A 26,402-nucleotide genomic window follows, 5' to 3' on the forward strand; every position below is an offset into this window, starting at 1 on the left:
CAAATGCCAAAACAAAACCGAAGAACCGACCCGTGGGTCGGTTTTTTTAAAATACCATTTAAACAAAATATTTTAGAACATGTTAAGAATACCACCTATTTTCGACCTATTTGAAATAGGTTTTATATAAATTTACAGGAACGCTCCATAAATGCAGGCATTGAACATACAAGAAACGGCTATTTTGGTTTTTGCTCTCTCCTCCCAAGAGGAATGCAGACGCAAAAAGACACTAAATAGCCCTGCGTTGTTCAATGCGCTATCTGAGTATAGTCTCGAAATGGTCTCAAAAACCGGGCTGCCTTATTTTCATTACACCGAAAAAGAACAAACAGGCGATACTTTTGGAGAACGATTCTCAAACGCAATTCAAGCTATTTTCAAAAAAGGTTTTAAACGTGTCATTACCATTGGCAATGATACGCCACAATTGAAAACCTCCCACATCGTAGAAGCGGCCACGCTCTTGGAAAAAAACAGATTGGTCATTGGACCATCTTCAGATGGTGGATTTTATTTAATGGGACTGCACAAAGAGAACTTTGATAAAGAAATTTTCGAAAATCTACCGTGGCAGACTTCAGAATTACGTTTATCAATAAAGAAAGCACTCCCTTTTAAAAGTTCGGACATTATCCAATTAGATAGGTTGTTTGATATTGATACCGATCGGGACCTTAAGCTTCTTTCAAAATTCACAAACCAACTTACACGATTTATCAGGAGAATCATTCTGAAATTGATAGACCCCCATTCTACGATTTATTCAATTGAGCTTCCATTCAAGGAAGAGTTCAAATACCGCATTCATCAAAACAAAGGTTCTCCTGAACTCTTTTCGGTTTATAGATAAACCACCTTTTCCATAATCAAATAACATTAAAAACCATTTGGGAGATCCATACCATTTCATAATGAAATGAATGGGATATCGCCCCAAAATTCAATAACATTTATATAAAAGCATACCAATGGCAAAATCATATTACGACCCAGCAGACCTAAGGAAATTTGGAAAAATCACGGAGTGGAGTGAAGAAATAGGAACTAAATTCTTCGATTACTATGGAAAAGTCTTTGAAGAAGGGGCACTTTCGGCCCGTGAAAAATCCTTGATCGCATTGGCCGTTGCCCATGTTGTAAAATGTCCTTATTGTATTGATGCTTATACCAAAGACGGATTGCAAAAGGGAATTACCAAAGAAGAAATGATGGAAGCCGTTCATGCCGGAGCGGCAATTGAAAGTGGGGCAACATTGGTACATGGCGTGCAAATGATGAACAAGTACGATAAATTAAGTATGTAAAAAGTACAGGGCGCCACAAACTGACTTTTGGACAAAATAGGTCTAATCCTGACACTGTGGCCGTCAACCGAAAAAATAATTATGGCGACAAAATCATTAAAGGCAAGACACAATGAACTTGCCGAAAAAAACGAGCAACTAAAAATACTCAATGGAGGTATTTTTGAAGAAGGTGAATTGCCCTATTTCAAAGACAAAATAGGTCTTACCGGACATTTTCCCTTACGACCCAAAAAACTTGAAATCTTTCAGATCAATTTGGGTTATATGTGCAACCAGGTTTGTGAGCATTGCCATGTTGATGCAGGCCCGGACCGTAAAGAGATCATGACCCGGGAGACCATGCAATATTGTCTGGAGGTTATTCGAAACACAGGAGCACATACCCTGGATCTTACAGGAGGTGCCCCGGAAATGAACCCTGACTTTCGATGGTTTGTTGAAGAAGCGGCCAAGGCAGGTATCCAAGATTTTATCGTACGTTCTAACCTAACCATCATCAGGGCCAACAAAAAGTACCATGATTTGCCTGAGTTCTTTAAAAAACACAATGTGCATGTGGTGTCATCAATGCCACACTACACCAGGGGGAAAACCGATAAGCAGCGTGGAGATGGCGTTTTCGATAAATCGATTAAAGCATTACAGGAATTGAATGCCGTTGGCTATGGCCTACCCGATAGTAATCTTAAATTGGATTTGGTCTATAACCCTTCCGGTGCTTTTTTACCTGGAGATCAAGTGGCCATGGAAAGGGATTTTAAAAAGGCCTTGAAAGAGGATTTTGATATCCAATTCCATAATCTTTTCGCCATTACCAATTTACCAATCTCAAGATTCTTGGATTATTTGATCGCTTCGGATAATTATGAAGACTATATGTATGCTCTGGTAGAAGCCTATAATCCCATGGCGGTTGAAAATGTAATGTGTACCAATACGATTTCAGTTAGTTGGGACGGATGGCTGTATGATTGTGATTTTAACCAAATGCTCGATTTGAAAGTCGACAGTAAGATCAAACATATAAAAGATTATAATGAGGATATATTGAATGATAGGGACATCATTATCTCCCAGCATTGTTATGGTTGTACGGCAGGTGCAGGAAGTAGTTGCCAAGGAACGGTCGCTTGATTTTTAAGTCGAAAAGCATTTTTCTTAAGATTTAGCCCATCCTTTTGTCTTGAGAAAAGTACACTTAAACCGACCGGGCGGTTTGTTCAAGTGTTCGATATTTAGGTAGTTCACCGAGGTTTTTACATTTTAACGAGTTTTTCGTTGACCTCATCCCTTATTCCTGTGCCTAAAACAAGGTTGTGGGTTCTTTGTTAAAGACTTAACGGTCTAATTGAACCATTAAACCCAATCTTATGGACAAGAACCTAAAACGCATGGCAACCATGCAGCGATTACAAGTAACAGGCCTTGAATTGTTTTATAATAATGGCTATTACAATACCAGTGTTGATGATATTTTAAAAGAACTTTCCCTCTCAAAAGGCGCGTTCTATTATCATTTTGATTCCAAGGAAGATTTCTTTATCCAGATTCTTGAGAACTTATTGGCCCGTAAGGTCTATAGCCTGTTGATCGAACCCATTGAAGGGCATGACAATCCCGTACAGTTAATCACCGATTGTTTTGAAAATGCGTTGGAAACAGCGGTACACAATGAATTGGATTGCGGTTTTGTATTGAGCAATTTCGTGAACGAGTTTCGTGGTAAGAATGAAAAAATAAGTAAACACTTGAACGATATACTCCAAATTTGGGAAGTTAATTTGGTTTCCACTATTCAAAAAGGCAAATTTAACGGCCATATAGATAGGCACGTAGATGCTGAAGGCGTTGCTTTGTTCTTAATGAGTTCATACATGGGTGTTCGTACACTTATGGCAGATAACGCTCCAAGTGCGCGTAAATATAGGTTTATGGCCCAATTAAAGCAGTTCTTTAAATCAATAGAAGTAAAGCAACCTGCAATTTGATCAAAAACCTAAATAGCATTCAATAGAAGAGCAATCTTATTCAAGATTGCTTTGGGTGTTATAGAGGTCATTACATCTTCATACCCTTCGGGCACTTTGTTACCATAAATAGAAGTGGGTATTAAAGGATAACGTTCCCTATCGGAAAGCAAGGCATTATCCAAATCTTGTCCATAGGGATAAAAACCGGCAAACGGATGGGTAACGCCCCAAAGAGTGATTATGGGAATACCGAATAGAGACGCCAAATGGGCATTTCCACTATCCATTGAGAGCATAAGGTCCAAATTCGATATCAAGGCCAGTTCTTCTTCCAAAGCGAGTTTACCTACGAGGGAAATACAATCAGAATAGGTATTGCCCCATTGGTCCAAAATTTCTTTTTCCTTGCCCCCACCTCCAAACAATAATATTTTATACTGATTGGTTTTGTTTAGATGCTTTACCACTTCCTCCATTAGTTCCAAAGGATACATTTTACCTTCAAAAGCCGCAAAAGGGGCAATGCCTATCCATTTTCGAGGATCACTACCCAACAAGTTAAGGCCTTCTTGTGACAGTACTTTTTTCGCTAAAAAGTTGTTTTCAGGAAGTATAAAAGGGAAACCCAATTGAATAAAAACATCGGCATAACGTTGATGGGTAGATTTCAATTGTTTAAAAACCTTATCCTTTTCTGCCGTAAGTGCCTTTTTCTCTTTTCTCCCTTTGTCAATTTGAACGAAAGGGATTTTGGCCAAAAGAAAAAACCGTTTTAGGACATTACTTCGAAGTACGTTATGTAAATCGGCAACCGCATCAATTTTCAAAGACCTTAATTCTTTAAATAATTTCCAAAGCCCATAAACCCCTTTATGCTTATTGGAAACATCCGCAACATGAACGTTTACCCTATCCAAATCCATGAAAATAGGGGAAAGAAACCCTTTGGTAAGTACGGTTACCTTTAAATCGGGGTATGTATCAAGAAGGGATTTTATAACCGGGACGGTCATTGCGACATCACCCATGGCTGAGAGCCTTATTACCAATAGGTGATTGCCGTTATCCATAGTTCCCTAAAGAAAATTTATTTTTGACCGCGAAGCACCGGATTAAGCTCGTCGTCATTGTACATCTTCATTTGCTTGTAGACCTTCATATACTTTTGACCCGCTTCGATATCTCCCAACAATTGATCAATGGCCGTTGATAGATCCACTCGCTGTTCAAGTAACACGTTCAATTTATCTTGACATTTTTTTATATGTTCTTGCGAGGCGTCCTTTCTGTCGGCCTCTTCTTGCATATGATAGATTTTTAAAGCCAAAATGGACAAACGGTCTATGGCCCATGCCGGACTTTCCGTATTGATCACAGCATTGTCGGCAATTTTAACCGATTGGTATTTTTTTAAGAAATAGCTATCAATATATTCAACCAAATCTGTTCTGTCCTGATTACTGGCATCAATCTTACGTTTCAAAACCAATGCAGCTACCGGGTCAATGTTTGGATCCCTTATAATATCCTCATAGTGCCATTGCACTGTATCTATCCAATTCTTACGGTATAACAAATGTGCTATATCATCTTTTGGATATGGATTTTCAAAAGGTTGGTCCACGGTATCGATTTCGTGGTATTTTATGATACTTTCCTGAAAAATACGATTGGCTAAAGAACTGAACATCTGATATTATTTTCTACAAAGATACCCTTTATTTGCTATAAAAACATCGTGGACAGGAAGACAATAAACGGAATCGTTACAGAAAATATCAGTGCTATTTCACGAAACTTTTCACGCTTCAACAACTCAATATAATTTGTCATTAAAACCGCTGTTGGGAAAAAAGTGAGTATAATCGGATACTGCCCGTTAGAATTAACCAAGACATCTATAACCAATCCTATAATCAAGAAAAAAACTATAATACGGGTGGTGACGATCTTTCCAACCCCTGCATTTCCAAGTTGGATAAAGGTCAATATGTTTAATACGAACAATCCCAAAACATAAATGATGGATTTGGTACTACTTACCCAGTTTAAATAATATTCGGGCACAAAGAGTATGGAGAATTTATAATGGGATCTAAAGAATTCTAAATTATCGGTTAAAACCAAATAACCCGAACTCAATAATAAAACAGCGCAAAAAGCGGCAAATGGCACCAACCAATTTTTAAGGTTTTTAGGGTCATAAATATATATGGTGATATAGACCACAATAAGATAAAGGATTGCCCAATCATAAAAAAGGCTGGCAAAAAGTATCCATAACGAAGCGTCGAAAACCTTAATCTTAATGTTCTTTAAAGATCGCATACTGACTAACCTTCGAATAGCCAAAAGCACAAAGAAATTACAAAGAATGGCATGATTGTCCGTCAAGGTTTCAGGAAATAGCACCATTAACAGCCCAAAAAATAAAATCGCGTACGAATTTGCAAGGGTTATTTTATTACGCTTAACAATAAAATCCACAATGAGTACGGAGAAAAGTAAAATGCCCAAAATCACCGTTTGCCACAATATTTCCTCAGCGGCATACACCTTTTTAAAGAGAAAAAAATGAACAAGCCAATAGAACAGAAACAGAAAAGTAACTACAATTATATGGTTTACAGGTTTTGTTTTTCCAAAAATACTTGCAATCATCCTCGGTTTTTATATTTTTGTTCCGTAAATATACTATAACATGAAGGCATTTTTTGAAGGCATACAGGATTTATTTGTAAACGGACTTTTTTGGCCCTATGACTTTTTAAGATTCACCAAGAACTGGTGGGCAGCCAATACGGTCAACTGGTTGTTTATGATCATCTGTTTTGTAGCCTTCGTTTATTGGATGGTTCAGTTAAAGAAATACAACGACAACAACGAAGAGGACAAATCTTGCTCCGCACATTCGTATTTATAGGTCGAACCCGATATCCTTTCTAAAGTTCATTTTCTCAAAACATATCTTATCGATACTTTGATAAGAGGTTTGTAGTGCTTGGTTAAAATTATCCCCGTAGGAGGTAATTGCCATTACCCTGCCACCATTGGTCACCACTTTTCCGTCTTTAAGATCTGTACCGGCATGGAATACAATGGAATCCCCGATATTCTCAAAACCCATTATTTCTTTACCTTTTTCGTAGGCTTCCGGATATCCTCCGGACACCAACATAACCGTTGATGCGGTTCGGTCATCAATCTCAAGGTCGATGCTATCCAATTTTTGATCGGCAACCGCTTGGAACACAGTAACCAAATCAGTTTTAATCCTAGGAATGACAACTTCGGTCTCTGGGTCTCCCATTCTAACATTGTACTCAATAACGAATGGGTCATCCCCAATTTTTATCAAGCCGATGAAGACAAAACCTTTGTACGGCAAATTATCCTTTTTAAGGCCCTCTACGGTAGGTTTGACCACACGGTCGTGTATCTTGTCCATAAATGCCTTATCCGCGAAAGGAACCGGGGAAATTGCCCCCATGCCGCCTGTATTCAACCCAGTGTCTCCTTCGCCAATCCTTTTATAGTCCTTGGCCGTTGGCAAAACTTTATAGCCCTTACCATCTGTGAGTACGAATACGCTTAATTCAATACCCGATAAAAACTCCTCGATAACAACGGTCGTACTTGCTTCCCCGAATTTTGCATCGACCAACATGATTTTTAGTTCATCCTTGGCCTCTTGTAAATCGTTCAAGATAACCACACCTTTCCCAGCTGCAAGTCCGTCTGCCTTTAAAACATAAGGCGGTTTAAGGGAATCCAAAAAGGCATACCCCGCTTCCAAGGATTCTGAAGTGAAACTTTGATATGCTGCAGTAGGTATATTATGTCTAATGAGAAACTCTTTAGCGAACTCTTTACTGCCTTCTAAGGTAGCCGCTGCTTTTTGTGGCCCGATTACAGGAACATCCTTAAGTTCTGCATCGTTCAGGAAAAAATCATGGATACCGTTCACCAATGGATCTTCGGGACCTACAATTACCATATCAATATCCTTGGAAAGAACAATCTCCTTTATTTTTTCGAAATCATTTACCCCTACGGATATATTTGTCCCAATACTGGCCGTTCCTGCGTTACCAGGGGCAATAAACAAGTTTGATAATTTAGGGCTTTGTGCAAGTTTCCATGCGATGGCATGTTCGCGACCACCTGACCCAAGAATAAGAATGTTCATAATTAAAGTTTGCGCAAAAATAAGACTTGGACGCTTAAAACACCCTGTGTTGCATCAATAAAATTGTGAGGGAACAAACAATCGGACTAGTGGCTTATCACTTGTTTCTACTGGAAAAATCACGGTGTTCGGTCTTTTTGAGCTCTTTTTTTGAAAGAGTCTTAAAATAATCGAAAGTCTTTTTCATGCCTTCGGCCCTACCCACTTTGGGTTCCCAGCCTAGAATCTCCTTCGCTTTTGAGATATCCGGTTGTCTCTGAAGAGGATCGTCTTGGGGTAAATCTTTGTAAATTACTTTTTGGGTAGTACCGGTCAATTTTATGATTTCCTCGGCAAAATCCTTGATCGTGATTTCATTGGGGTTTCCGATATTCACTGGGTAACTATAATCACTCATCAACAACCGATAAATACCTTCTATTTCATCATCCACGTAACAGAAAGAACGTGTTTGGGACCCATCACCGAATACGGTCAAATCTTCACCTCTTAGGGCCTGTCCCATAAAAGCAGGAATGACCCTACCATCATTTAAACGCATTCTTGGTCCATAGGTGTTGAATATACGGACTATTCTTGTTTCTAACCCATGAAACCTATGATATGCCATGGTAATGGACTCTTGGAAGCGTTTGGCCTCGTCATAGACCCCTCTTGGGCCAATGGTGTTTACATTTCCATAATATTCCTCCGTCTGCGGATGCACTAATGGATCTCCATATATTTCCGAAGTAGAAGCGATAAGGATACGTGCTTTCTTTTCCCGTGCGAGTCCCAAAAGGTTATGGGTTCCTAAAGCACCAACTTTTAAGGTTTGAATAGGGATTTTCAGATAATCTATTGGGCTAGCAGGAGAAGCGAAATGCAATATATAATCCAATTTTCCGGGCACATGAACGAATTTGGTCACATCATGGTGATAAAACTCAAACTGCTCCAATTTAAAAAGATGTTCAATGTTCTTAAGGTCACCTGTTATCAAGTTGTCCATGGCTATGACATGAAACCCTTCATTGATAAACCGATCACAAAGATGTGATCCTAGAAAACCTGCAGCACCGGTGATTAAAATTTTTTTCATAAAAAAACCCTTTTAAATCAAAATTAACTAATAAGCTTTCTCCTCGCCTTTAAACAAATTCAATACTGTTTGCAAAATAATACCCAAATCCATCAACAAGGACCAGTTTTCAAGATAAAAGATATCATATTTAACGCGATTAATTATATCTGAATCTTCCTCAACTTCTCCTCGAAATCCACTAACTTGAGCCAATCCCGTGATTCCAGGTTTCACACTATGCCTTAACATATATCGATTTGCCTTTTTCATGTAAACCTCAGAAAGAGAAATCATATGAGGCCTTGGCCCAACAACTGACATTTGTCCTGAAAACACATTATAGAATTGAGGCATTTCATCCAAACTGGTCTTTCGAATGAACTTACCTATTTTTGTAACCCTCATATCGTTCTTTTTTACATGTAAATCATCCGTACTTTTATTAATTGCCATAGAACGATATTTAAAACAAAAAAACTCGCGATTGTCCAGGCCATGTCTTTTTTGTAAAAATAAAGTAGGCCCTTTAGATTCCAACTTAATCAATATTGCCATCAACGGTGTCAACCAAGATAATACGAACAATATTACCAAGGATGAAAAAACAATATCAAAAGACCTTTTTATAAATGCATTTATAGGTTCATGGACCGCGATGTTTCTTAAAGACAATATGGGTATATAATCGTAATATTCATATTTCAGGTTTTTTGCAAATATATCTTTATTGTCTGGTATGAATTTTAGGGTTCTTAAATTATTGTCAGAAAAATCAACAAGCTGTTTAATCTCCTCGTTGGATAGTTCCGCAACAGAAAAATAAATTTCATCAATACCATTCTCAACTACATAATCCAAACATTTCGCTATTGAAAAATCCTGGGCCTTGACTGAAAACTTGGCTTTGAAATCAAAACCATATTCCTTTTTCGATTTAAATATTTTAATGAGTTGTCTTGTTTTTGAATTATCCCCAATTACAATCACGGTTCGACCATTTCCTTTTAAGAGAACCCTGAATTTTTTTAAAAGAAAAAATACTAAATACTTAAATGAAAAAACAACAACGGTTACATAAACCACATAGTTCGCGAGGGCCAATCTTCCGACATTGGGCTGCTTGAAAAAACCCATATAAGCATATAATACGATTACAAACAATACTATCTGCCTAAATAAAAGTGAAAATAATTGTATTACCCTAGCCTGTCTATCCACTTCATAAAAACCGTTTTTTAACGATATGATTATCCAAGCAATGGAAATGTACACAATAAATGAATAATAATTGCTTAATTGAATTTCAAACAAAAAGACGCCGCAAATAAGTATAGTTAAATCAGCGAAAGCCATTAAAGGCTTAATTGATTTTGACCATCTACCTTTTCTATATTTCAATTCAGAAAGTTTTTAATTAATTTGGCAATGAAAATACCATATTAAGATTAGTTATGCGCAATATGCAAATTAAACAATTTTAATTAAGAACAACTATCTTTTCCACGCATCCCATAGATAAAATCCTGTCCATATAACACAATATCACATCTATTAACATGGCCAATAAACCAAATTAAATTAAGTCGATTTAACTACTATTGAAGGTCAGGGTTGATTAAACTATTTACGTGACCACGAAAATTATCTAAAAATTTATCCTCACCAAACTCCCTAGCATGACCCCTTATCCATTCTGGGTCGAATCCATTTTCGTTTAGCTCGAACTTATCAATACATTTCTGGATGGAATCTCGAGTTTGAGCTTCAAACAAGAAACCTGAAGATTCATTGACCAAATCATTTTCAATCACCGTTTCCAAAGCACCTCCTTTACCAAAGGCCAAAACTGGAATTCCATATGCCATGACTTCTAAAGGAATCATACCAAAATCTTCTTCCCCTGGGAAAATCAATGCTTTGGTCCTGTCAAGATATTTTTCTATTTGATTCCAAGGCAAACTTCCCAAAAATTTAATATTGGAATTTGCATTCGATTCTAATTTCTCCTTTTCAGAACCATTTCCTATAATTACCAATTCCTTTCCATTCCTATTAAATACTTCGATAAGTAAGTCTATACGCTTATATGGGGTGATGGCCCCAAAACTCAAATAAATATCTCTCTTCATATTTTTAATCAATGGCCTATCAAAAAGTGACAATTCTATTGGTGGATAAATTACTTTTGAGTCCTTTCCGTAGTAAGTTTTTACCCTATTGGCAACATTCTCAGAATTAACGACATAACTAGTAACATTGCTTATGGTTGTAATGTCCCATTCGCGTAATCGACCAAAAAAGAATCTTGCAATTGGGCGAAGTATTTTTGGTATGCTCTGTAAATATTCATCCGTAAACCCCCAACAATAGCGCATTGGAGAATGAACATAGCACACATGTGGGGTACTATCATTAATTTTAATTCCTTTTGCTGGTCCAGACTCTGACGAGATTATTAAATCATAATTATCTTTTAATTTCAATGATTTAATCCCAATGGGGTACAAGGGAAATATTTTTTGATAGTATTTCCGCAACCAAGGTTTGTCTAAAACAGATGTTGTAATAGAATTTTTGGGCAAATTGGGCCCATATATATTACCATCTAAGAAAAGTGTATAAATATCCGCATTAGGATATAGCTTTAAAATGCTCTCTATTACTTTTTCACCTCCTCTTCTGGTAATCAACCAATAATGTATTATAGCTACTTTCATATCTCAAATATTCAGGTCGAACCGTAAGCTCCCCTCGGATAGAACTGCTTATTTTTCTTAAACTTAATCAAAGTTATCGTTTTTAATTCCTTGTGCGGCACCTCACAAGAAATTAAGTTCCAAATATTGTTTTGGAGACAATTATCCTAGGGCATTGTGTGACCTGTGGTTATTGTAATCGTCCATCCAAATCCGTACCCGTTCCCTTAGCTGTTCGATGTCCTCAAAGATGAACCTGTTGAGTGTCGCTCTCTTATAACTGCCGTTGAACCTTTCCACAAAGGCGTTTTGGGTCGGTTTTCCCGGTTAAATATACTTATACTCTATCCCGTGCATCTCGCTCCAATCATTCGCTGTCCGGGCAATGAACTCCGGGGGTTGTCCAAGCGAATCTTCTTTGGTTTTCCTTTTTTGTTGATAAGATGGTTCAGTACCCAAACGATACGGTTACTAGTCAAAGAAAAGTCTGCAAGGGTGAAAGTGCCTCCCATTTAAATTCATCAATTACGTTAAATGACCTGAATCGTCTCTTGTTTTCCAGGACATCGGTTACAAAATCCATACTCCAGGTATGGTTGAGTTCATCAGGTACTTCCAGAGGCACTTTCACCCTTGCAGACTTTTCTTTACTTTTCTTCTCAAAAGCAATTAAAGTGCCCTTGTACACACGATGGACCCGTCTATGGTTCCAAATCTTACCTTCATTGCACAAACGGTCGTAGGCCTTCCAGAAGCCTTTCTTCCAATGTTCCTTGGCCTTTTTTTGCAAGGCCTTTTCGATTTCCGTATCGTCATTCGGTAAAGGTTTATAATAATATACACTCACGCTCATATCCAATACACGTTACGCCCTGCTGATACCGTAATGAACAAGTTCTTTAGCTATACTACGCTTACGGCAAGACTTTAAAGCTTTTTTTCGATGATCTCCTTTGCCATTTGATGGTAAAGTGCCAAGCTTGCATACATCTGCTTGAGCTTTCGGTTCTTCTCCTCAAATTCCTTGAGTCGTTTGAATTCCTTTGAATTCATTCCGGCGTACTTGGAGCGCCATTTGAAAAACGCCGTCGAACTTACGCCATGCTCACAAGTGATCTTCTCGACACTTTTACCATTGTCGAACTCCTTTAAAATCTTTGTAATCTGCGTGGGTGAAAATCTTAATACTGTTTAAAATTAAATAGTATTATTCTACTTTTAAACAGTTCGGTTTTTAATGGAGCTTACATCGGGAGGAGGTGTTTCCCTGTAATTGCTGAAATAAAACAATGAACTAAACAAAGAGAACAACATTACTCCTCGTTGTCGACTTAGTATTGATTCTGTAATTTCAGTTAAACTAAACATTATGATGAAAATTAAAAATATCCAATTCTTTGTGTTAATAGATTTTATAATGAGTTTTCCTTTAAAATATAAATAACATAAAAGACCTATTAAGCCAGATGGAACTAGATATTCAAGATATTGATTGTGAATATTAGTAACATCCTTTTTCCCAAAATAAGCCAACAATTCACTTTGGTAATTTTTAAAACCATACCCAAAAATAGGATGTTCTTTAATTAAATTTATAGAAGCTTTCCAATAATCTATTCTATGAAAAACGCCAAATCCTTTTTCTGAAATATTTAGAAGCTTATCATGCAACATTGGAAACATATTTACCGATAAAACTACAATTGTGAATAGTACAATAACCATTCCTAACACGATGATTAAGTTGTATCTACTACTAATAAGAAAATCAAGCAATGTATATACAAGTAACAATAATCCAATGAAAAGTGCAGTCCTTCCCGTAAAATAAAGCATCAATAAAATAAAAAAAATGAATATACCTAAATAATAGATTCTATTGGTAATTTTCAACTTATACCAACAAATTAAACAACCAACTAAAATATATAAACAAATATAAGGTGTATGAAAGTCAAAAAATCTCGGAATATAAACCTGACCGTAAAGTATGGTCCTGTTTAAATTAAGGAGATGTTCTCTAGTTTCGATTTGCCAATAATAAGTTGAAACACTACCGATCCAAAAAATTGAAAATATTATTAAGGAATAGATATAAAAACTAAGTACAAAATGGATTTGTCGTGAAGTGAGTTTAATCAAACTTATAGCAAAAGGCATTAAGATTATAGGTAGTATTCTAATAAATTTCTGATACGTATCTATGTTAGCCCCAAATATTAAAATATTAAAAATAAAGACTAAAGGAATTATTGAAAAAACCCATAGATCTTTATCCAATTTAAAAGAGTTTTTATTCACAGAAGAAAAAATAGAATAAATAACAATCAAACCTAAGGCATAAGGAGCGTAGATGTGTTTTAAAAAGAGAGTGAGAATAAAAATGCTGACAAAAACATGACCTTTTTGGTCTATTGATTTCTCAATTAGGTCTAACATATAATGGTTATTTAAAAAGCTGAATATGGGATTCAATGGATTTTTCCCAAGAAAAAAATTTCAATCTCTTCTTTCCTTCACTTATCAGGTGTCTTCGATATTTAAGATCCGTCATAAGCATTTGAATTTTATCCGCTAAATCAAAAGAATCGTGTGGGTTAAAATATAACCCTGCCTTACCCGCTACCTCACGAAAAGGACTAATATCCGAAATAATACAAGGCAAACTATAATGAAATGCCTCTAATATTGGAAGGCCAAAACCCTCATAAAGTGATGGGAACACCAATAAATGGGCCTTTTCATAACATTCTTTTAATTTTGATTCATCAACTCTTCCCAATAAAAATATATCATCATCCTTATGCATTTCATTAAGAATTTTTTCCTCCATAGGTTTCAAAAAGCCTTTAGTTTCCCCAATTATTATTAGCTCTTTGGGAATATTGATTTTTTTGAATGCCTCTAATAAACACTTTATATTTTTGTGTGGTTTTAAATTTCCAACAAATAAGATTCGTAAACTTACACTTTCTTTATTTTTCATTGGCGGAGCTACATCTTCAAATTTTAAACCATTTTTAATTATAGTAATTTTCCTTTCATTAATCTTATGAAAATACTTTTTTATCTCACATTTTGTGAATTGTGAAACTGAAATGATTTTTTTTGAATAAAGGCAAGATATATGATAACGTAAACGTATATAATAAAATTTAATTTTCGAATAATATTGAGGATTAGCCAAATGAAAAACATCATGAATGGTACAAATTCTTTCTTTTGCTAAAGTTGGAAACACGCTTGAATTGAAATGAGGGCTCCAATAAATATCACATCTGGGTATTTTCAATGAAAGCTCTATACTCTCAAAGGGATGGTAAATCGGGCTATGAAGTACTTTATATCTAATGTTGCTAGACGAATACTTTTTAAAATAATCAACATGTTTCGGTTTCACTAAAAGTGATATCTTGTATTTACCATTTAAGATTAATCCAATAATAATTCTTTCCAAATAGACTCCAATTCCCGAACTATCAAGCATCCTAGAATCAATACATATAAACTTCTTTTTAGCAATTTCTTGATTCATGGAGTTAATTTTTTCCGGTATTCACATGTCTTAATAATTTCATTGATATCACAATAAAACTGGCAAGAATAGGTGTAAGTAATAAGGTAATCATTACCCCTTCAAAAAACATGTCTATTCTCCAAAACTCGGCGAATATATACATAATAGATGTATATATTAAAAATAAAATATTATACCTAAACTTGGCAAATACCCCAGCAAAAAAAGCATACACGAACAGTAGAAAACCGGCAACCATAAAACACCACCATCCATAATCCCTATAATAATATAAAAAACTGGAATTTGTTGTCAATGAAGATGGAATGCCTGAATACAAGGGCCAATTCATCGGTTGTTCTTTAATAGTTTCATGATTTTCTCCAACAGATACGGCTCCTTGGAAAGGAGTTCCTAAATAAACAATCATATCGGCAGCGCCAGCTTCAAAAAAATTCAAACCAACTTTCTCAGAATAAAAATTATAATTTCTGGTATAATTAAAAACACTAATTACCAAATAAAACAAAATACCACCAAGAACCATGTTCCTGAACTTAATTCTTATTTTGTTATAAATTACTAAAATCAAAATTGTTTGAATAGACATCATGACAATAGATAATCTACTGGAAATAGTCGCAGTAATTAACAAAGTCACAAGCGCAAAGACATCCAGAATTATTCTCTTTTTTTTGAAAATCAGCCTCCTAATTATCATCAATGTAACGGCATGAATGGAAACATAACGTAAACTCCGAATTCCTATGGAATAATCCTTATAAAGATTTTTTTTTAAAAAATTGGCATTGTTATTTAATATTAACTCGACAACTTCTCCAAAACCACCTACTTTAGAGATTATGTATCCCAATGAATATAAAGAGCCTATCGCGGCTAAAACCACAATAGTTTTATACACCAAATCCGAATCAATGGAAACGTTTTTGTCTACAAAGGATGATTTAATTTTTAAACAATTTCCTGTTTTAAATCCCAAAAATGAAATGAAAATTGCAAAACAATACCAGATAAATGCTAAAAACACCCCAAAGGAAAATAGAGAGAATGGTTTTTTTAAAGTATAATACATTTTCTCAGAAAGGATTAACCATCCCAAAAAGCTCAAAAGGCTTGATAATGCTACAATAACCCCTGGATTGATTAAGTTTCTAAGTCTAAACATTTCGGTGAATTTCTATATTTAAAACTCTTAATACATTTTCAATCCGATGATTAACCTTTAATCCTTCAGGAATATAAGCATGAATATTAATTCTTCCATTTGACATGTTCTTAATGGATATTAGTGAAGTTGAACGAAAAGAAAATATTGTTTTAGGAAGTATTTCCAACAAGCTTTGTTCGACTGTTTTTTTGTCTAAGTAGAAATTGATATCTTCTTTGCCATTCCATAGTAATTCCTTCACCTTCAGCAGTAGATTTTCTTCTGCTCTTGGATGAGGCTTATATATAACTTCCTTATAAGTCCCATAAGTGTTTTCAGCAATATTAATCATATCAATGATGTAGCCTGAATAAACCTTATAAGACATTCCGGACATAATCAATGGTTCTTGGCCTAAAATTAGTAGAACATCGGAAAAGGAAGTTTCAATTGGCACTTTACCTAGATTTATCAAAATTGACTTATCGGGGATTAAAGTTTCGTTGGGATTGGTAACAAACTGTTTACAAACCGAATCTAAGTAGATGCCAGTTAAATGTGTTTTGTTAAGTAAAGCCTTAAAACTTAATCCAAAAAAACCGTAATACAAATTTTTTAATCTAACTAATTTCAGAACCGTTCCTTCACTTTCATAATAATTAAGCATTCCATCTTCTATAATAAACCTGGCCCTAAATTGATACTTACTAAAAATATGGTTGGTTAATACATGATATAGATCAACATAATAAAAATTACAAAGTTCCTGATTAACTACTTCTAAATTTGGTTTTATTCTCTTAAAATAAGAAGAAAGACGACGTATATAATGAAAATTAATCAACACCTTTTTAAATATTCTCCTTGAGTTCATTCGAGGTATATCATCCATCCAAACACTATCCCATAATAGGCTATCATGATTAAAACCATGAGGGTTCAATAATATATTGCATTCTCCTTGAAGATTTTGTTGCGTTATTACCAACTCTGACAAATACATTGAATATGATGTAATTGGCAAAAAAACATTAATCTTTTTTCTTATCATATTTTATTTTTATTTAAAATTAATGTCTACTACACCTTTTCAATAAGAAGAAACGGTTATAAATATTTATAAGCATACTTTGTCAGCGTTATTTTTAAACAAACTTTATTATCTTCAATAACCGTTAAATCGCTTACTATTGACTAAATAAAGTCTGTATGTGAGAACATATGTGTAAAGATACCCTTCCTCTTATCCACATAAATGTCGTTATTAAAAGTATATCTACTTTCTAAGGTATTTACTCCTTTTATTGGTCATTACCTTTTTTGTTTTTTAGTAATAATTATTATAAAGTTTTTTCTGAAAATTAAAATCATTGATTATTAAAACCTCACAATCGAAAGAATTAAAGATTGCACATTCTCAACGGAAAACAAAGTTGCCTTTTACACTGAACAAACTTTGAAATATTTGTACCAATGTGTTCTTGTGGAAGGACATTAAAGCTATGATAATTTTGTTTTTTTCCATTGTGATAATATGTTATTACTATACCTCCTTTTGAAAATAAACAGACAAATATTGCCTATTAAAAGGGATATTGCAGCACCATAAATTCCCATTAACGGAATTAGAATTATATTTGCCGCTACATTAAAAACGCAAGCTAAAAGGGTAGCTTTTAAAATTTGTTTTTCATTTTCGTATCCTACGATCAAATAATGGTAAGAGAAACTTAAATTCAACAGTAAACATCCCGCTAATAAAATATAGAAAATTGGAACATTTGAATAAAGCTCGTCTTTGCCTATATAATTTAAAAAAAATGGTATAAAAATTATTGAAAAGACCGCATAAATACCTATCAATAAGAATGTTTTATTTTTTATTGTTTTCATTCCTTTGTTAATCCCTGTCAAATCTTTTTCATGAACAGCTTGAATGATGTCAGGATACACAAAAGATATATACATAGTAAAAACCATGACATTAATTAAATTGGCCAGTTGAAAATATAAAGCGTATACACCTAAATCTACCTTTCCCAAAAAATAAGTGATTAAGTATCTGTCTGAATACTCCATAGTTTTTAAGCAAATAGTAGATAAGAACATCGTTAACCCAACACCTATTCCTTTCTTTATCCATGAAAAATCTACTTGCGTACTGAAAAACATAGTTATTCCAGGGTAAAAACAAACACCGAGAACGAATGTTATAAAAGCGAAAAGTAACCACAATTGTAAAATTTCTGCTATACTGATAGTGAAACCTTGATTGAAAACTAAATTAACCACAATGATACCCGCCCATATACCTGTTCTAATAAAAAGCAATATGTTCGCAAAAACTGGATTTCTCAAAGAAATATAAGTGCGAAAAAATTCTTGCCCCAAATGCTCGAAAATAATTAAAAAATATAACACCCAAAACGAGCCTAAGTCTATAAAAGTTATTTTATTATAAATCACCCACATAATGGGAAACAACAGGATATAGGAAAAAGAGTAAAAAATAAGAGAATTTTTTAAATAAAAAATCTTATCCAAACTACCCTTGATAATCAATCTATTTGAATAAACATAAAAATCAAATCCAAAGAATATTATCAATAATGCAACCGTTGTTGTAACCAAGGTATACTCTCCTTGGAACTCAAGGGATATTTCTTTGGTAATCAAAAAAGTCAATAGAAATCTTGACCCCAATCCCAGAAGCCTACAAAAAAGTGTAAGTAATTTTTCAAGATTATTTTTATTTAGCATATCAATTCCCATCTTAAGGGTGTTCCGGCTTTTAATTCTTGACTAAATTTTTTGTTTAAAATTTCATTAAAATATAGGGGGTGCAAGCCGTTGCCAGGTCTAATAGATTTTATATTATCTAGAGTAATCCTATCGTACTTTTTAACATCTTTTGATACAAAAATAGACCGCCTTCTATTCCTGTTTGTCTCCGTTAAAGTATAAGAAACAGAACCCAAAGCATCCTTTGCGTCTTTAACGGCGGACACCATTTCCTTAAACTCTTTTGGCTCCATTGAAAAAGCAGCGTCAATACCACCCTTTTTCCTATCCAAAACAAAATGCTTTTCTATTACCGTAGCTCCAAGAGATACCGCAACCACGGGCACGGTGCTACCAAAACTATGGTCGGACAAGCCAACTTTTACATTAAAGGTGTCTTTAAGGTTTGGTATGGTTAATAAATTTGCCATATCTGGCGTAGCAGGATACTCGGATGTACATTTTAATAAAGTAATATCAAAATTTCCTTCTTTTTCACATGTGTTCACAGCTAATTCTATATCTGCTAGACTTGCAAGCCCCGTAGACATTATAATTGGTTTGCCTTTTGAGGCAACATAAGAAATTAATGGTATATCCGTAATTTCAGGCGAAGCGATTTTATAAAGACTAATATTTAAGTTTTCTAAAAAATCTACGCCTTCTTTATCAAAAGGAGATGAGAAAAAAATTAATCCCAGCGCTTCTGCATGGCTTTTAAGTTCCGCGTGCCATTCATATGGCAAACTACCCTCGGTAAAAAGCTCATATAAGGTTTTTCCTTTCCATAACCCTTCTTTTCTAGGTCCAAAGAATTCATTGTCTACATCCAATGTAAGAGAGTCGGCGGTATACGTTTGCACTTTCACAGCATCAGCTCCAGACTCAGCTATGGCATCAATGGTTTCCATTGCAAGACTTAAATCGTTATTATGATTAGCGGATAACTCCGCAATTACGAATACCTTTTCAGAATTTATCATTTTAAATACGTTCTAAGATTTTTACTACTCTTTCTATACCATTAAAATCCAATACCATCTTGGAATTCTTGTTTAACGATCTACGGAAAATTATATCTTTTACAAATTTAGCTATAGTTGTATTAAGCTCCGTTGTTTTTATATTATCTATTAGCCCCAAATGACAAATAGATGCCGTCTTATGCTCTAAAACCTCGGATGCATGAGCATTGGCCTGTTGATGGGCAATGCTAATAATTGGCATACCCAAAGCCATAAACTCATAAGTACTTACTCCAAATACCGCAATAAGCATATCGCTATTATTGATGACACTAATGTCGTAAGCTAAGAAATTTACGTTTTTGGGTGTTGATTGTGGAATACTGTTATGGTGCATGTAATTTTCCCCAAAATAGAAATTAAAAGTAATGTTCTCCCATTTTAAAAAGTCAATTAGCTTATATACCATTAACATCACATTCCGTGGGTCGCTACCTCCGCAAATAATTCCTATATCATTTACACAATCATCACTTTGGATTTCCTTTAATCCAAGATTTCTGATTTTCTCATTAAAAGTAAAATATTCAAGCCCTTGATAAATTTGAGTTTTAATATTGTTGAATTTTTCAAAAAACGATTCTTTTTGATGTAATGATGGAAGAATATATACATCTGCTAAATATCTTGATTCACTCAGGTTCTGATAAAAAACCAACTTAGCATTGTCCTTTAATGTGTTAATATCGTTACTATCAAAATCTATAATACCATCTACATAAAGTATCTCGTATTTACCATTTAAACATATATTGATAGTCTCCTTGCTGCTGTTCTTTTCTTGAAGTATACTATGTGGAAATTCAAAATTATCAAGAGTGTCCCAAAAACCAGATCTGGTGTGAACAAAGGTAACAGCGTATCCTTTCTGAGCTAATGCCTTGGCCAAACTATAACTTCTAAAAAAATGGCCTAAACCCACTTTTTCACCTGCATCGACCCTAAAAAGTATTTTTCTTTTCAAAAAAGCTTATTTTGTTGAGCCAATAACCCTGGCGGGGCTTCCTACTACCTTGGCGTAGTCATCTACATTTTTTAAAACTACTGCCCCTATCCCCGTAATAGACCACTTACCTAAGGTCACATACTCCAAAGTAGTTGCATTAGTTCCTAAATAGGCACCCTCCTTTAAGTGAACATCTGCCCCTATGCACGCATTATTGGCAACATAACTGTAATCGTCCAATTTTGCTCCATGACCTATTAAAGATTGTGCAAAAATCTGAATAAAATTCCCAATTGATGTATTTGGACCTACGGATACAAAAGGCTGAATACAAACACCATATCCTATTTTAGCGTATTTAGATACCACAGCGGTAGGATGTATAAGAGTTGCAAATCTATTCTTTGGTATTTCCAACTCAATAAGCTTAAACAAAAACTTATGATTTAACTTCACAGATATAAGGCTGTAGAAGAAATAAACATTCGAGTCTTTAAGATAATTCTGAACCGTTTCTTTATCTATTGGGCCCAAAACAGGATACCCATTAATAGGTTCCTTTTCATTATCGTTTAAAAATCCTAAAAGTTCCCACTGCTGTTTTTCCTCATTTATATCTTCTACTGTTGACTGCACAACAGTACCGTTACCATAACCTCCTATAATAATTAACTTTTTCATTTCTTCTTCTTACTTACAAGTTCGTGCTTCTTTAGTATTTTCTTTGCTTTGGCTACAAACGGCGGACCAATAAATTTCCCATTTATAATGGCTACTCCTTTTCCTTCTCTCTTTGCCTCTTGATCGAATTCTAGGATATTTTGGGAATGTTTTACCTGCTCTGCAGTAGGTGAATAATACTGATGAACCAATTCTAACTCCAAAGGGTTTAAAACTAGCATTCCTTCAAATCCAAGTTTAACAGATAACTTTAAATTTTCCTCTAAATCTGCTAAATCTTTTACACGAACGTGAACAGTATCAATAGGAATTACATTTTGTGCCCTTGCACCCATTGCTATCATGGCTCTTGGAGTGAACAAACTTACATGCTCCTTATCATGTATTCCTTCTAAATCGGTAATAAAATCTTCGGAACCGTAGGCCACTGCAATTACTCTTTTTGAAACGGAGCAAATTTCTTGAACATTCATTACAGCGGAGGCTGTCTCTATTAAAGGTATAATTTTAAATGTACCTGTCTCCATTCCTTTTTCGTACTCAATAGTTTCCAAAAGCTTATCGAAAAAATAAATGTCCTTCCCGGTTTTTGCTTTCGGGTACATAAAACCATCTACTCCATTAACTGAAAGTTGCGTAACATCTTTTAACAATTGGCCACTTTCCCTGTCATTAATTCTTGGAAAGATATGTTTGCCTTTAAATTTACCCTGACTTAAATATTTAAGTACCATATCTCGGGCAACTTGTTTGTTTTCTGCAGGCTGTACTGAATCCTCTATATCCAATAGTAAAACATCTGCGGGTATTTTTGCCGCGCTTGACATTAATTTTTCACTATGGGCAGGAACAAACATTAGACTCCTCATTAATATTTTGTCCATTCGTCTTATTTTTTAGAAATTAGCACTTTTCTTCTAAAACTTAATACGGGTTCCTCTTTCTGATTAAAAGCAATAGTCTCCACATAAACAATACCTCTAGTAGTATTGGACTTTGTAAGCCACTTATCTAACACTTCGGTTTTAGCATAAATCGTATCGTTGATAAAAACAGGGGCTAAATGTTTCACCTTTTCATATTCTAGATTGGCAATTGCCTTTCCGCTGATATCTGGAACCGTAATACCTACTGCCAAACTAAAAACTAATGTTCCTACCACTAATATTTTTTTGTGTTGATGGTTCTTTACGTATTCTAAATTAGTATGCACTGGATGATGGTTCATCGTCAAAAGACTAAACAGGTTATTATCACTCTCAAAAATAGTTTTGGAAGTATTGTGGTTTATTACCTCCCCAACCTTAAAATCCTCAAAATAGTTTCCTAATTCAAACGCCTTCATATTATTTTCTGTAGTTTTTCAGTATTTTTTTTATTTTATTTAGATGAGGTTGTTCTATTATTTTTCCATCTATTAATATAGGGTTAAATTCTTTACTATTCTTTAATTCAGAAACCACCTTGTCAACTTTTAACGCAAATAAATACTCTTCCTCTGTATAGAATTGAAAACTATTCAGAATTTTATATTGGTTGGGATGTATAATGAATTTGGCATCAAAACCTTTGCTATGACCATCAATAATTTCTTTCTTAAAACTCGTCTCATTGTTAAGTTCCATGGAGGCAATATCTATTGCTGTAATCTCCCAAGCTCTGGCTAAGTATAGTATATTTTGCCGAATTATTTCTAAGTTATCCAACTGATGCTTAGCTCCTATGATTGACATAAAATCATGACTCCCCAATCCTATTCCTGTAAGTTTTCCCAAATTTTCAAAAGTCATTGACAAGAGCTCCAAATATAATTTAGGTGTTTCTACTAAAAGGATAATATCAAAAGAATCATGGTCCAAAATTTTCAAAACCAGATCCAGTTCGTCTACAGAATTAATCTTAGGTAATACATATCTAGAAAAGCCTTTGTCCATGAAAGCCTTTAGTAAAGACAAATCCAATTCTTTAGGATTTGCTAAATTATGGATTGGAACCCTCAGATAACAATCTTTGGAATTTTCTAAATTATCGAGCTCAAAAAAAAAGTCACTTCGCTGTGAAGCCTTTATGGCATCCTCAAAATCTATAATAAATGTGTTGATTTTTAATTTACGAAGCTCCTGAATCTTGTTCATTTTTGTTGCAGGTACAAAAAAAAAGGATTCCATTTATTGATTATTTAATTTATATTTTAATTCTGCCAATTTCCAATCTTCAGGGGTGTCTATGTCCTGAGCTTGCATTTCTTCTATCTCAAAAGCATATCTATTAGATCCTTTTAAACCTAGTTCAAATTTCATCCAATAAAACATTCCCGAATCAAAAAATGCTGGTTCTAAGTCTTGAGATCTTGTACTTGCGAATTCTTGATTAACAAAAGAAACTTTACCTTTATCCAACTTAAAAGCTCTTTGGATTGGGTATCCGAATTTTACCACAGGACGTACAGAGTCAGCTTCATTTTCTATTAAATTATCATATCCTTTTTTTATGAGTTCTACAGTAACTAATGGTGCTGTAGGTAATATACAACAGATTGCATCAAAAAATATTTGTTTGTTAGAATAATGATTTTTAACCTCTTCTATTACATCTGCCAAGGTAGCATAATCATCTGAATTTTTAAGGGATCTGAAAAGTATCTTTGCTCCAAAACTTTTAGCTATTTTCGCTATTCCAGTATCATCAGTAGAAACTATAACTTCATCAAAAAGGCCGCTTTTAATTGCAGCCTCTATAGAATAAGCAATTATTGGTTTGCCTAAAAAATGTTTGATATTCTTTCTTGGTATACGCTTACTTCCTCCTCTTGCGGGTATTATTGCTAAATTAGCCATTCATGTAATTTAATACTTTTTCTATTACAAAATTATGTTCTTTATTTGTTAAGCTTGGGTACATGGGTAAACTAATACACTTCGAATAATAGTGTTCCGCTTGGCTTAAATCCGCAACTGCATATCCAATACCCTGGTAATAAGGAAGCGTATGTACAGGTATGTAGTGTATTTGTGCAAAAATATTATGTGCTCTCAAGAAATCATACAATCCTTTCCTATTGTCAACTTCTATTACGAACAAATGATGTGCATTATAGGTTCCATTTGGTAGATGTTGATACTTAATAACACCCTCAAAAGCATTCTTATAAGCATCAGCAATCTCGTTTCTTCTTTTGACTCCAGCATCATTTTTACAGAGCTGGGTTATGCCTAAAGCGGACTGAATATCCGTTAATCTATAATTAAACCCTAGTTCTTGCATTTCGTAATACCAACCACCATGGTTTTCCTGCATGTTTTCCTTGGTAATACCATGTGTTCGCAACAATGATAATTTCTTATAGAGCACCTCTGAATTTGTGGTTACCATTCCACCTTCCCCACAGGCAATATGTTTAACTGGATGGAATGAAAAAACAGCAATATCCGCGTAGTTGCCATTTCCACATTTTTGTTCATTTCCTTTAGAGTCTATAAAGTAACCTCCAGGTGCGTGTGCCGCATCTTCGATTATCCAAAGATTGTGTTCGTCGGCTAAATTGCGAAATTCTTCAAGGTTCACAGGTAATCCTGCAAAATCAACGGGGATTATCCCTTTAAAAAAACCTTTGGGCTTACTCTCAATAAGTTTTTTTGTTTTTTCAAAAGACAGCAAATAAGTTTCCGAATCTATATCTGCAAACCAAACTTCACCTCCTGCATATCTAACACAGTTAGCAGATGCGGCAAATGTTATTGGTGTAGTGATTACCCGTTCTCCTGGTTTTAAACCCAAGGCTAAAACAGCTAAATGTAATCCAGAAGTTGCATTATTAACAGCCACCGCATATTTTGCCCCAACATATTTGGCGAATTTGTCTTCAAACTCTTTGACCTTTGGTCCTTGAGTTAGAAAATCACTTGATAGTGTTTTTACAACAGCATCGATATCATCCTGTTGAATATTCTGTCTTCCGTATGGTATGGCCTTCATTTAAACCGTAAAATTAGTATCTACATGTTCCTTAATTAAAATTCTAAGACTTTCCACTGTTTCCCATTCATCATTTTCTCCCGAATTATAACTAAAATTCGGTGGTACGGGTTTTGCACTAAATTCTTTTACAAAGTCTTCTAATTTCCATTTATGGGTTGAAGGCAATATAGTATAATATTTGCCTAGATCATAGGTATAGAATGAATCTGAAGGGGTAATCATTTCTTCATGAATTTTTTCACCAGGTCTTATGCCTATAACAGGTTTTTCACATTCAGGTGCAATGGCTTCTGCTACATCCATAATCCTGTACGATGGTATTTTAGGAACATAAAGTTCTCCACCCCAAGCATATTTCATGGCATGCATAACCATATCCACCCCTCCTTGTAAGGATATATTGAAACGTGTCATATCGGGATCTGTGATTGGTAAAGAACCTTCTTTTTTCTTATTTATGAAAAAAGGGATTACCGACCCATTAGATCCCATAACATTTCCGTACCTCACTACTGAAAAACGTATTGGACTGTCCCCTTTTATATTATTTGCCGCAATAAACAACTTATCCGAAGTCAATTTTGTGGCCCCATAAAGATTTATTGGTGCACAAGCCTTATCTGTGGATAGGGCAACCACTCTCTCTACACTTGTGGCAAAACATGCATCAACTACATTCTGGGCTCCACCAATATTTGTTTTTATACATTCTTCTGGATTATATTCTGCTAAATGCACATGTTTCATCGCCGCAGCATGAATAACGTAATCCACACCTTGAAAGGCCCTAATCAATCGATTTTTATCCCTGACATCTCCTATGAAAAATCTAATTTGTGGATATTTTTCAAACGGAAATTCCTGTGCCATTTGAAATTGCTTTTGTTCATCCCTAGAAAAGATGATTACCCTTCTTATTTCAGAATGATTTGTTAAAATATAATTTGTTAAAGCCTTTCCCAAGGAACCAGTCCCTCCAGTGATCAACAGTGATTTGCCAGTAAAATCCATTTTTCTTTGTTGAGTATTAATTAAAACCCTTATTTTCGGTCTCTTGCCAAAATTACGATAATTAATC

At 34.7% G+C, this 26,402-nt stretch carries 26 protein-coding genes and 1 pseudogene; 5 read left to right on the top strand and 22 right to left on the bottom strand.

Features of this window, described 5'->3' with window-relative positions; translation table 11 throughout:
- Positions 1-160 precede the first annotated feature (160 nt).
- The 4 genes from GJ691_RS08915 (at position 161) to GJ691_RS08930 (ending at position 3,298) form a co-directional block, all read left to right on the top strand.
- Positions 161-853 (top strand): TIGR04282 family arsenosugar biosynthesis glycosyltransferase, encoded by a 693-nt coding sequence (locus GJ691_RS08915; protein ID WP_179955069.1) that lies wholly within the window; start codon positions 161-163, stop codon positions 851-853.
- Positions 854-971: 118 nt separating this feature from the next.
- On the top strand, positions 972-1,307 hold the full coding sequence (locus tag GJ691_RS08920) for an arsenosugar biosynthesis-associated peroxidase-like protein (protein WP_154365994.1): 336 nt from the start codon (positions 972-974) through the stop codon (positions 1,305-1,307).
- Between the two features lie 81 nt (positions 1,308-1,388).
- Positions 1,389-2,444 carry an arsenosugar biosynthesis radical SAM (seleno)protein ArsS gene (gene arsS, locus GJ691_RS08925; protein ID WP_154365996.1) on the top strand — a complete coding sequence of 352 codons (1,056 nt, stop codon included), beginning with the start codon at positions 1,389-1,391 and terminating at the stop codon, positions 2,442-2,444.
- A 236-nt stretch (positions 2,445-2,680) separates the two neighbouring features.
- On the top strand, positions 2,681-3,298 hold the full coding sequence (locus tag GJ691_RS08930) for a TetR/AcrR family transcriptional regulator (RefSeq protein ID WP_154365998.1): 618 nt from the start codon (positions 2,681-2,683) through the stop codon (positions 3,296-3,298).
- A gap of 8 nt (positions 3,299-3,306) precedes the next feature.
- Here GJ691_RS08930 and GJ691_RS08935 read toward each other — a convergent pair whose 3' ends face one another.
- The 3 genes from GJ691_RS08935 to GJ691_RS08945 are packed head-to-tail and all read right to left on the bottom strand — an operon-like array spanning position 3,307 to position 5,941.
- Positions 3,307-4,350: a glycosyltransferase family 9 protein gene (locus tag GJ691_RS08935; protein WP_154366000.1), complete on the bottom strand. Its 1,044-nt coding sequence runs from the start codon at positions 4,348-4,350 to the stop codon at positions 3,307-3,309.
- Between the two features lie 17 nt (positions 4,351-4,367).
- Positions 4,368-4,970 carry a DUF4254 domain-containing protein gene (locus tag GJ691_RS08940; RefSeq protein ID WP_154366002.1) on the bottom strand — a complete coding sequence of 201 codons (603 nt, stop codon included), beginning with the start codon at positions 4,968-4,970 and terminating at the stop codon, positions 4,368-4,370.
- A 35-nt stretch (positions 4,971-5,005) separates the two neighbouring features.
- On the bottom strand, positions 5,006-5,941 hold the full coding sequence (locus GJ691_RS08945; protein WP_154366004.1) for a hypothetical protein: 936 nt from the start codon (positions 5,939-5,941) through the stop codon (positions 5,006-5,008).
- 40 nt (positions 5,942-5,981) lie between these two features.
- On the opposite strand from GJ691_RS08945, the gene GJ691_RS08950 reads away from it, so the two are divergent.
- On the top strand, positions 5,982-6,203 hold the full coding sequence (locus tag GJ691_RS08950) for a DUF6341 family protein (RefSeq protein WP_154366006.1): 222 nt from the start codon (positions 5,982-5,984) through the stop codon (positions 6,201-6,203).
- Here the strand turns inward: GJ691_RS08950 and purD are convergent.
- From purD to pseB, 19 genes and pseudogenes are all read right to left on the bottom strand, one after another.
- The gene (purD, locus tag GJ691_RS08955; protein WP_154366008.1) at positions 6,198-7,469 is read right to left on the bottom strand and encodes a phosphoribosylamine--glycine ligase; all 1,272 of its coding nucleotides are present in this window, start codon (positions 7,467-7,469) and stop codon (positions 6,198-6,200) included. The two genes, GJ691_RS08950 and purD, sit on opposite strands and share 6 nt — an antisense overlap.
- A gap of 97 nt (positions 7,470-7,566) precedes the next feature.
- Positions 7,567-8,550, bottom strand: coding sequence for a UDP-glucuronic acid decarboxylase family protein (locus GJ691_RS08960; RefSeq protein ID WP_154366010.1), 984 nt, complete (start codon positions 8,548-8,550; stop codon positions 7,567-7,569).
- Positions 8,551-8,577: 27 nt separating this feature from the next.
- Positions 8,578-9,930 (bottom strand): exopolysaccharide biosynthesis polyprenyl glycosylphosphotransferase, encoded by a 1,353-nt coding sequence (locus GJ691_RS08965; RefSeq protein WP_154366020.1) that lies wholly within the window; start codon positions 9,928-9,930, stop codon positions 8,578-8,580.
- Between the two features lie 197 nt (positions 9,931-10,127).
- Positions 10,128-11,249 carry a glycosyltransferase gene (locus tag GJ691_RS08970; protein WP_154366023.1) on the bottom strand — a complete coding sequence of 374 codons (1,122 nt, stop codon included), beginning with the start codon at positions 11,247-11,249 and terminating at the stop codon, positions 10,128-10,130.
- A gap of 102 nt (positions 11,250-11,351) precedes the next feature.
- Positions 11,352-12,410 (bottom strand): annotated as a pseudogene (locus GJ691_RS08975) (IS3 family transposase); the annotation flags it as partial.
- Between the two features lie 36 nt (positions 12,411-12,446).
- A complete protein-coding gene (locus tag GJ691_RS08980) occupies positions 12,447-13,667 on the bottom strand; it encodes an O-antigen ligase family protein (protein WP_154366025.1) in 1,221 nt (406 codons plus the stop codon).
- A 7-nt stretch (positions 13,668-13,674) separates the two neighbouring features.
- Positions 13,675-14,763: a glycosyltransferase family 4 protein gene (locus GJ691_RS08985; RefSeq protein WP_154366027.1), complete on the bottom strand. Its 1,089-nt coding sequence runs from the start codon at positions 14,761-14,763 to the stop codon at positions 13,675-13,677.
- 4 nt (positions 14,764-14,767) lie between these two features.
- The gene (locus tag GJ691_RS08990; RefSeq protein ID WP_154366029.1) at positions 14,768-15,931 is read right to left on the bottom strand and encodes an O-antigen polymerase; all 1,164 of its coding nucleotides are present in this window, start codon (positions 15,929-15,931) and stop codon (positions 14,768-14,770) included.
- On the bottom strand, positions 15,924-16,964 hold the full coding sequence (locus tag GJ691_RS08995; protein WP_154366031.1) for a polysialyltransferase family glycosyltransferase: 1,041 nt from the start codon (positions 16,962-16,964) through the stop codon (positions 15,924-15,926). Before GJ691_RS08995 ends, GJ691_RS08990 begins: the two co-directional genes overlap by 8 nt.
- Positions 16,965-17,413: 449 nt before the next feature.
- On the bottom strand, positions 17,414-18,685 hold the full coding sequence (locus GJ691_RS09000) for an MATE family efflux transporter (RefSeq protein WP_154366033.1): 1,272 nt from the start codon (positions 18,683-18,685) through the stop codon (positions 17,414-17,416).
- Positions 18,667-19,677, bottom strand: a complete 1,011-nt coding sequence (gene pseI / locus GJ691_RS09005) for a pseudaminic acid synthase (RefSeq protein ID WP_154366035.1) — start codon at positions 19,675-19,677, stop codon at positions 18,667-18,669. The genes GJ691_RS09000 and pseI overlap by 19 nt, the downstream gene beginning before the upstream one ends.
- A gap of 1 nt (position 19,678) precedes the next feature.
- The gene (locus GJ691_RS09010; protein ID WP_154366037.1) at positions 19,679-20,683 is read right to left on the bottom strand and encodes a hypothetical protein; all 1,005 of its coding nucleotides are present in this window, start codon (positions 20,681-20,683) and stop codon (positions 19,679-19,681) included.
- A 6-nt stretch (positions 20,684-20,689) separates the two neighbouring features.
- A complete protein-coding gene (locus GJ691_RS09015; protein ID WP_154366039.1) occupies positions 20,690-21,346 on the bottom strand; it encodes a PglD-related sugar-binding protein in 657 nt (218 codons plus the stop codon).
- Positions 21,343-22,230 carry an HpcH/HpaI aldolase/citrate lyase family protein gene (locus GJ691_RS09020; RefSeq protein ID WP_154366041.1) on the bottom strand — a complete coding sequence of 296 codons (888 nt, stop codon included), beginning with the start codon at positions 22,228-22,230 and terminating at the stop codon, positions 21,343-21,345. The genes GJ691_RS09015 and GJ691_RS09020 overlap by 4 nt, the downstream gene beginning before the upstream one ends.
- A gap of 5 nt (positions 22,231-22,235) precedes the next feature.
- The gene (locus tag GJ691_RS09025; protein WP_154366043.1) at positions 22,236-22,691 is read right to left on the bottom strand and encodes a MaoC family dehydratase; all 456 of its coding nucleotides are present in this window, start codon (positions 22,689-22,691) and stop codon (positions 22,236-22,238) included.
- 1 nt (position 22,692) lies between these two features.
- A complete protein-coding gene (locus tag GJ691_RS09030) occupies positions 22,693-23,514 on the bottom strand; it encodes an aldolase/citrate lyase family protein (protein ID WP_154366045.1) in 822 nt (273 codons plus the stop codon).
- The gene (gene pseF / locus GJ691_RS09035) at positions 23,515-24,183 is read right to left on the bottom strand and encodes a pseudaminic acid cytidylyltransferase (protein WP_154366048.1); all 669 of its coding nucleotides are present in this window, start codon (positions 24,181-24,183) and stop codon (positions 23,515-23,517) included.
- Positions 24,176-25,321 carry a UDP-4-amino-4,6-dideoxy-N-acetyl-beta-L-altrosamine transaminase gene (gene pseC, locus GJ691_RS09040; protein ID WP_154366050.1) on the bottom strand — a complete coding sequence of 382 codons (1,146 nt, stop codon included), beginning with the start codon at positions 25,319-25,321 and terminating at the stop codon, positions 24,176-24,178. Before pseC ends, pseF begins: the two co-directional genes overlap by 8 nt.
- Positions 25,322-26,335 (bottom strand): UDP-N-acetylglucosamine 4,6-dehydratase (inverting), encoded by a 1,014-nt coding sequence (gene pseB / locus GJ691_RS09045; protein ID WP_154366051.1) that lies wholly within the window; start codon positions 26,333-26,335, stop codon positions 25,322-25,324.
- Between the last annotated feature and the right edge of the window lie 67 nt (positions 26,336-26,402).

This window comes from Maribacter luteus (assembly GCF_009674825.1).
Taxonomy (GTDB): domain Bacteria; phylum Bacteroidota; class Bacteroidia; order Flavobacteriales; family Flavobacteriaceae; genus Maribacter_A; species Maribacter_A luteus.

What these genes read in the sequence shown, in the direction of transcription:
- GJ691_RS09025 (WP_154366043.1), bottom strand. Translation starts at nt 22,691, where the DNA reads ATGAAGGCGTTTGAATTAGGAAACTATTTTGAGGATTTTAAGGTTGGG.
- GJ691_RS08995 (WP_154366031.1), bottom strand. Translation starts at nt 16,964, where the DNA reads ATGATAAGAAAAAAGATTAATGTTTTTTTGCCAATTACATCATATTCA.
- pseB (WP_154366051.1), bottom strand. Translation starts at nt 26,335, where the DNA reads ATGGATTTTACTGGCAAATCACTGTTGATCACTGGAGGGACTGGTTCC.
- GJ691_RS08930 (WP_154365998.1), top strand. Translation starts at nt 2,681, where the DNA reads ATGGACAAGAACCTAAAACGCATGGCAACCATGCAGCGATTACAAGTA.
- GJ691_RS08985 (WP_154366027.1), bottom strand. Translation starts at nt 14,763, where the DNA reads ATGAATCAAGAAATTGCTAAAAAGAAGTTTATATGTATTGATTCTAGG.
- GJ691_RS09030 (WP_154366045.1), bottom strand. Translation starts at nt 23,514, where the DNA reads ATGGAATCCTTTTTTTTTGTACCTGCAACAAAAATGAACAAGATTCAG.
- GJ691_RS08945 (WP_154366004.1), bottom strand. Translation starts at nt 5,941, where the DNA reads ATGATTGCAAGTATTTTTGGAAAAACAAAACCTGTAAACCATATAATT.
- GJ691_RS08980 (WP_154366025.1), bottom strand. Translation starts at nt 13,667, where the DNA reads ATGTTAGACCTAATTGAGAAATCAATAGACCAAAAAGGTCATGTTTTT.
- GJ691_RS08935 (WP_154366000.1), bottom strand. Translation starts at nt 4,350, where the DNA reads ATGGATAACGGCAATCACCTATTGGTAATAAGGCTCTCAGCCATGGGT.
- pseC (WP_154366050.1), bottom strand. Translation starts at nt 25,321, where the DNA reads ATGAAGGCCATACCATACGGAAGACAGAATATTCAACAGGATGATATC.
- GJ691_RS08970 (WP_154366023.1), bottom strand. Translation starts at nt 11,249, where the DNA reads ATGAAAGTAGCTATAATACATTATTGGTTGATTACCAGAAGAGGAGGT.
- arsS (WP_154365996.1), top strand. Translation starts at nt 1,389, where the DNA reads ATGGCGACAAAATCATTAAAGGCAAGACACAATGAACTTGCCGAAAAA.
- GJ691_RS08950 (WP_154366006.1), top strand. Translation starts at nt 5,982, where the DNA reads ATGAAGGCATTTTTTGAAGGCATACAGGATTTATTTGTAAACGGACTT.
- purD (WP_154366008.1), bottom strand. Translation starts at nt 7,469, where the DNA reads ATGAACATTCTTATTCTTGGGTCAGGTGGTCGCGAACATGCCATCGCA.
- GJ691_RS09000 (WP_154366033.1), bottom strand. Translation starts at nt 18,685, where the DNA reads ATGGGAATTGATATGCTAAATAAAAATAATCTTGAAAAATTACTTACA.
- GJ691_RS08920 (WP_154365994.1), top strand. Translation starts at nt 972, where the DNA reads ATGGCAAAATCATATTACGACCCAGCAGACCTAAGGAAATTTGGAAAA.
- GJ691_RS08960 (WP_154366010.1), bottom strand. Translation starts at nt 8,550, where the DNA reads ATGAAAAAAATTTTAATCACCGGTGCTGCAGGTTTTCTAGGATCACAT.
- GJ691_RS09015 (WP_154366039.1), bottom strand. Translation starts at nt 21,346, where the DNA reads ATGAAAAAGTTAATTATTATAGGAGGTTATGGTAACGGTACTGTTGTG.
- pseF (WP_154366048.1), bottom strand. Translation starts at nt 24,183, where the DNA reads ATGGCTAATTTAGCAATAATACCCGCAAGAGGAGGAAGTAAGCGTATA.
- GJ691_RS09020 (WP_154366041.1), bottom strand. Translation starts at nt 22,230, where the DNA reads ATGGACAAAATATTAATGAGGAGTCTAATGTTTGTTCCTGCCCATAGT.
- GJ691_RS08990 (WP_154366029.1), bottom strand. Translation starts at nt 15,931, where the DNA reads ATGTTTAGACTTAGAAACTTAATCAATCCAGGGGTTATTGTAGCATTA.
- GJ691_RS08940 (WP_154366002.1), bottom strand. Translation starts at nt 4,970, where the DNA reads ATGTTCAGTTCTTTAGCCAATCGTATTTTTCAGGAAAGTATCATAAAA.
- pseI (WP_154366035.1), bottom strand. Translation starts at nt 19,677, where the DNA reads ATGATAAATTCTGAAAAGGTATTCGTAATTGCGGAGTTATCCGCTAAT.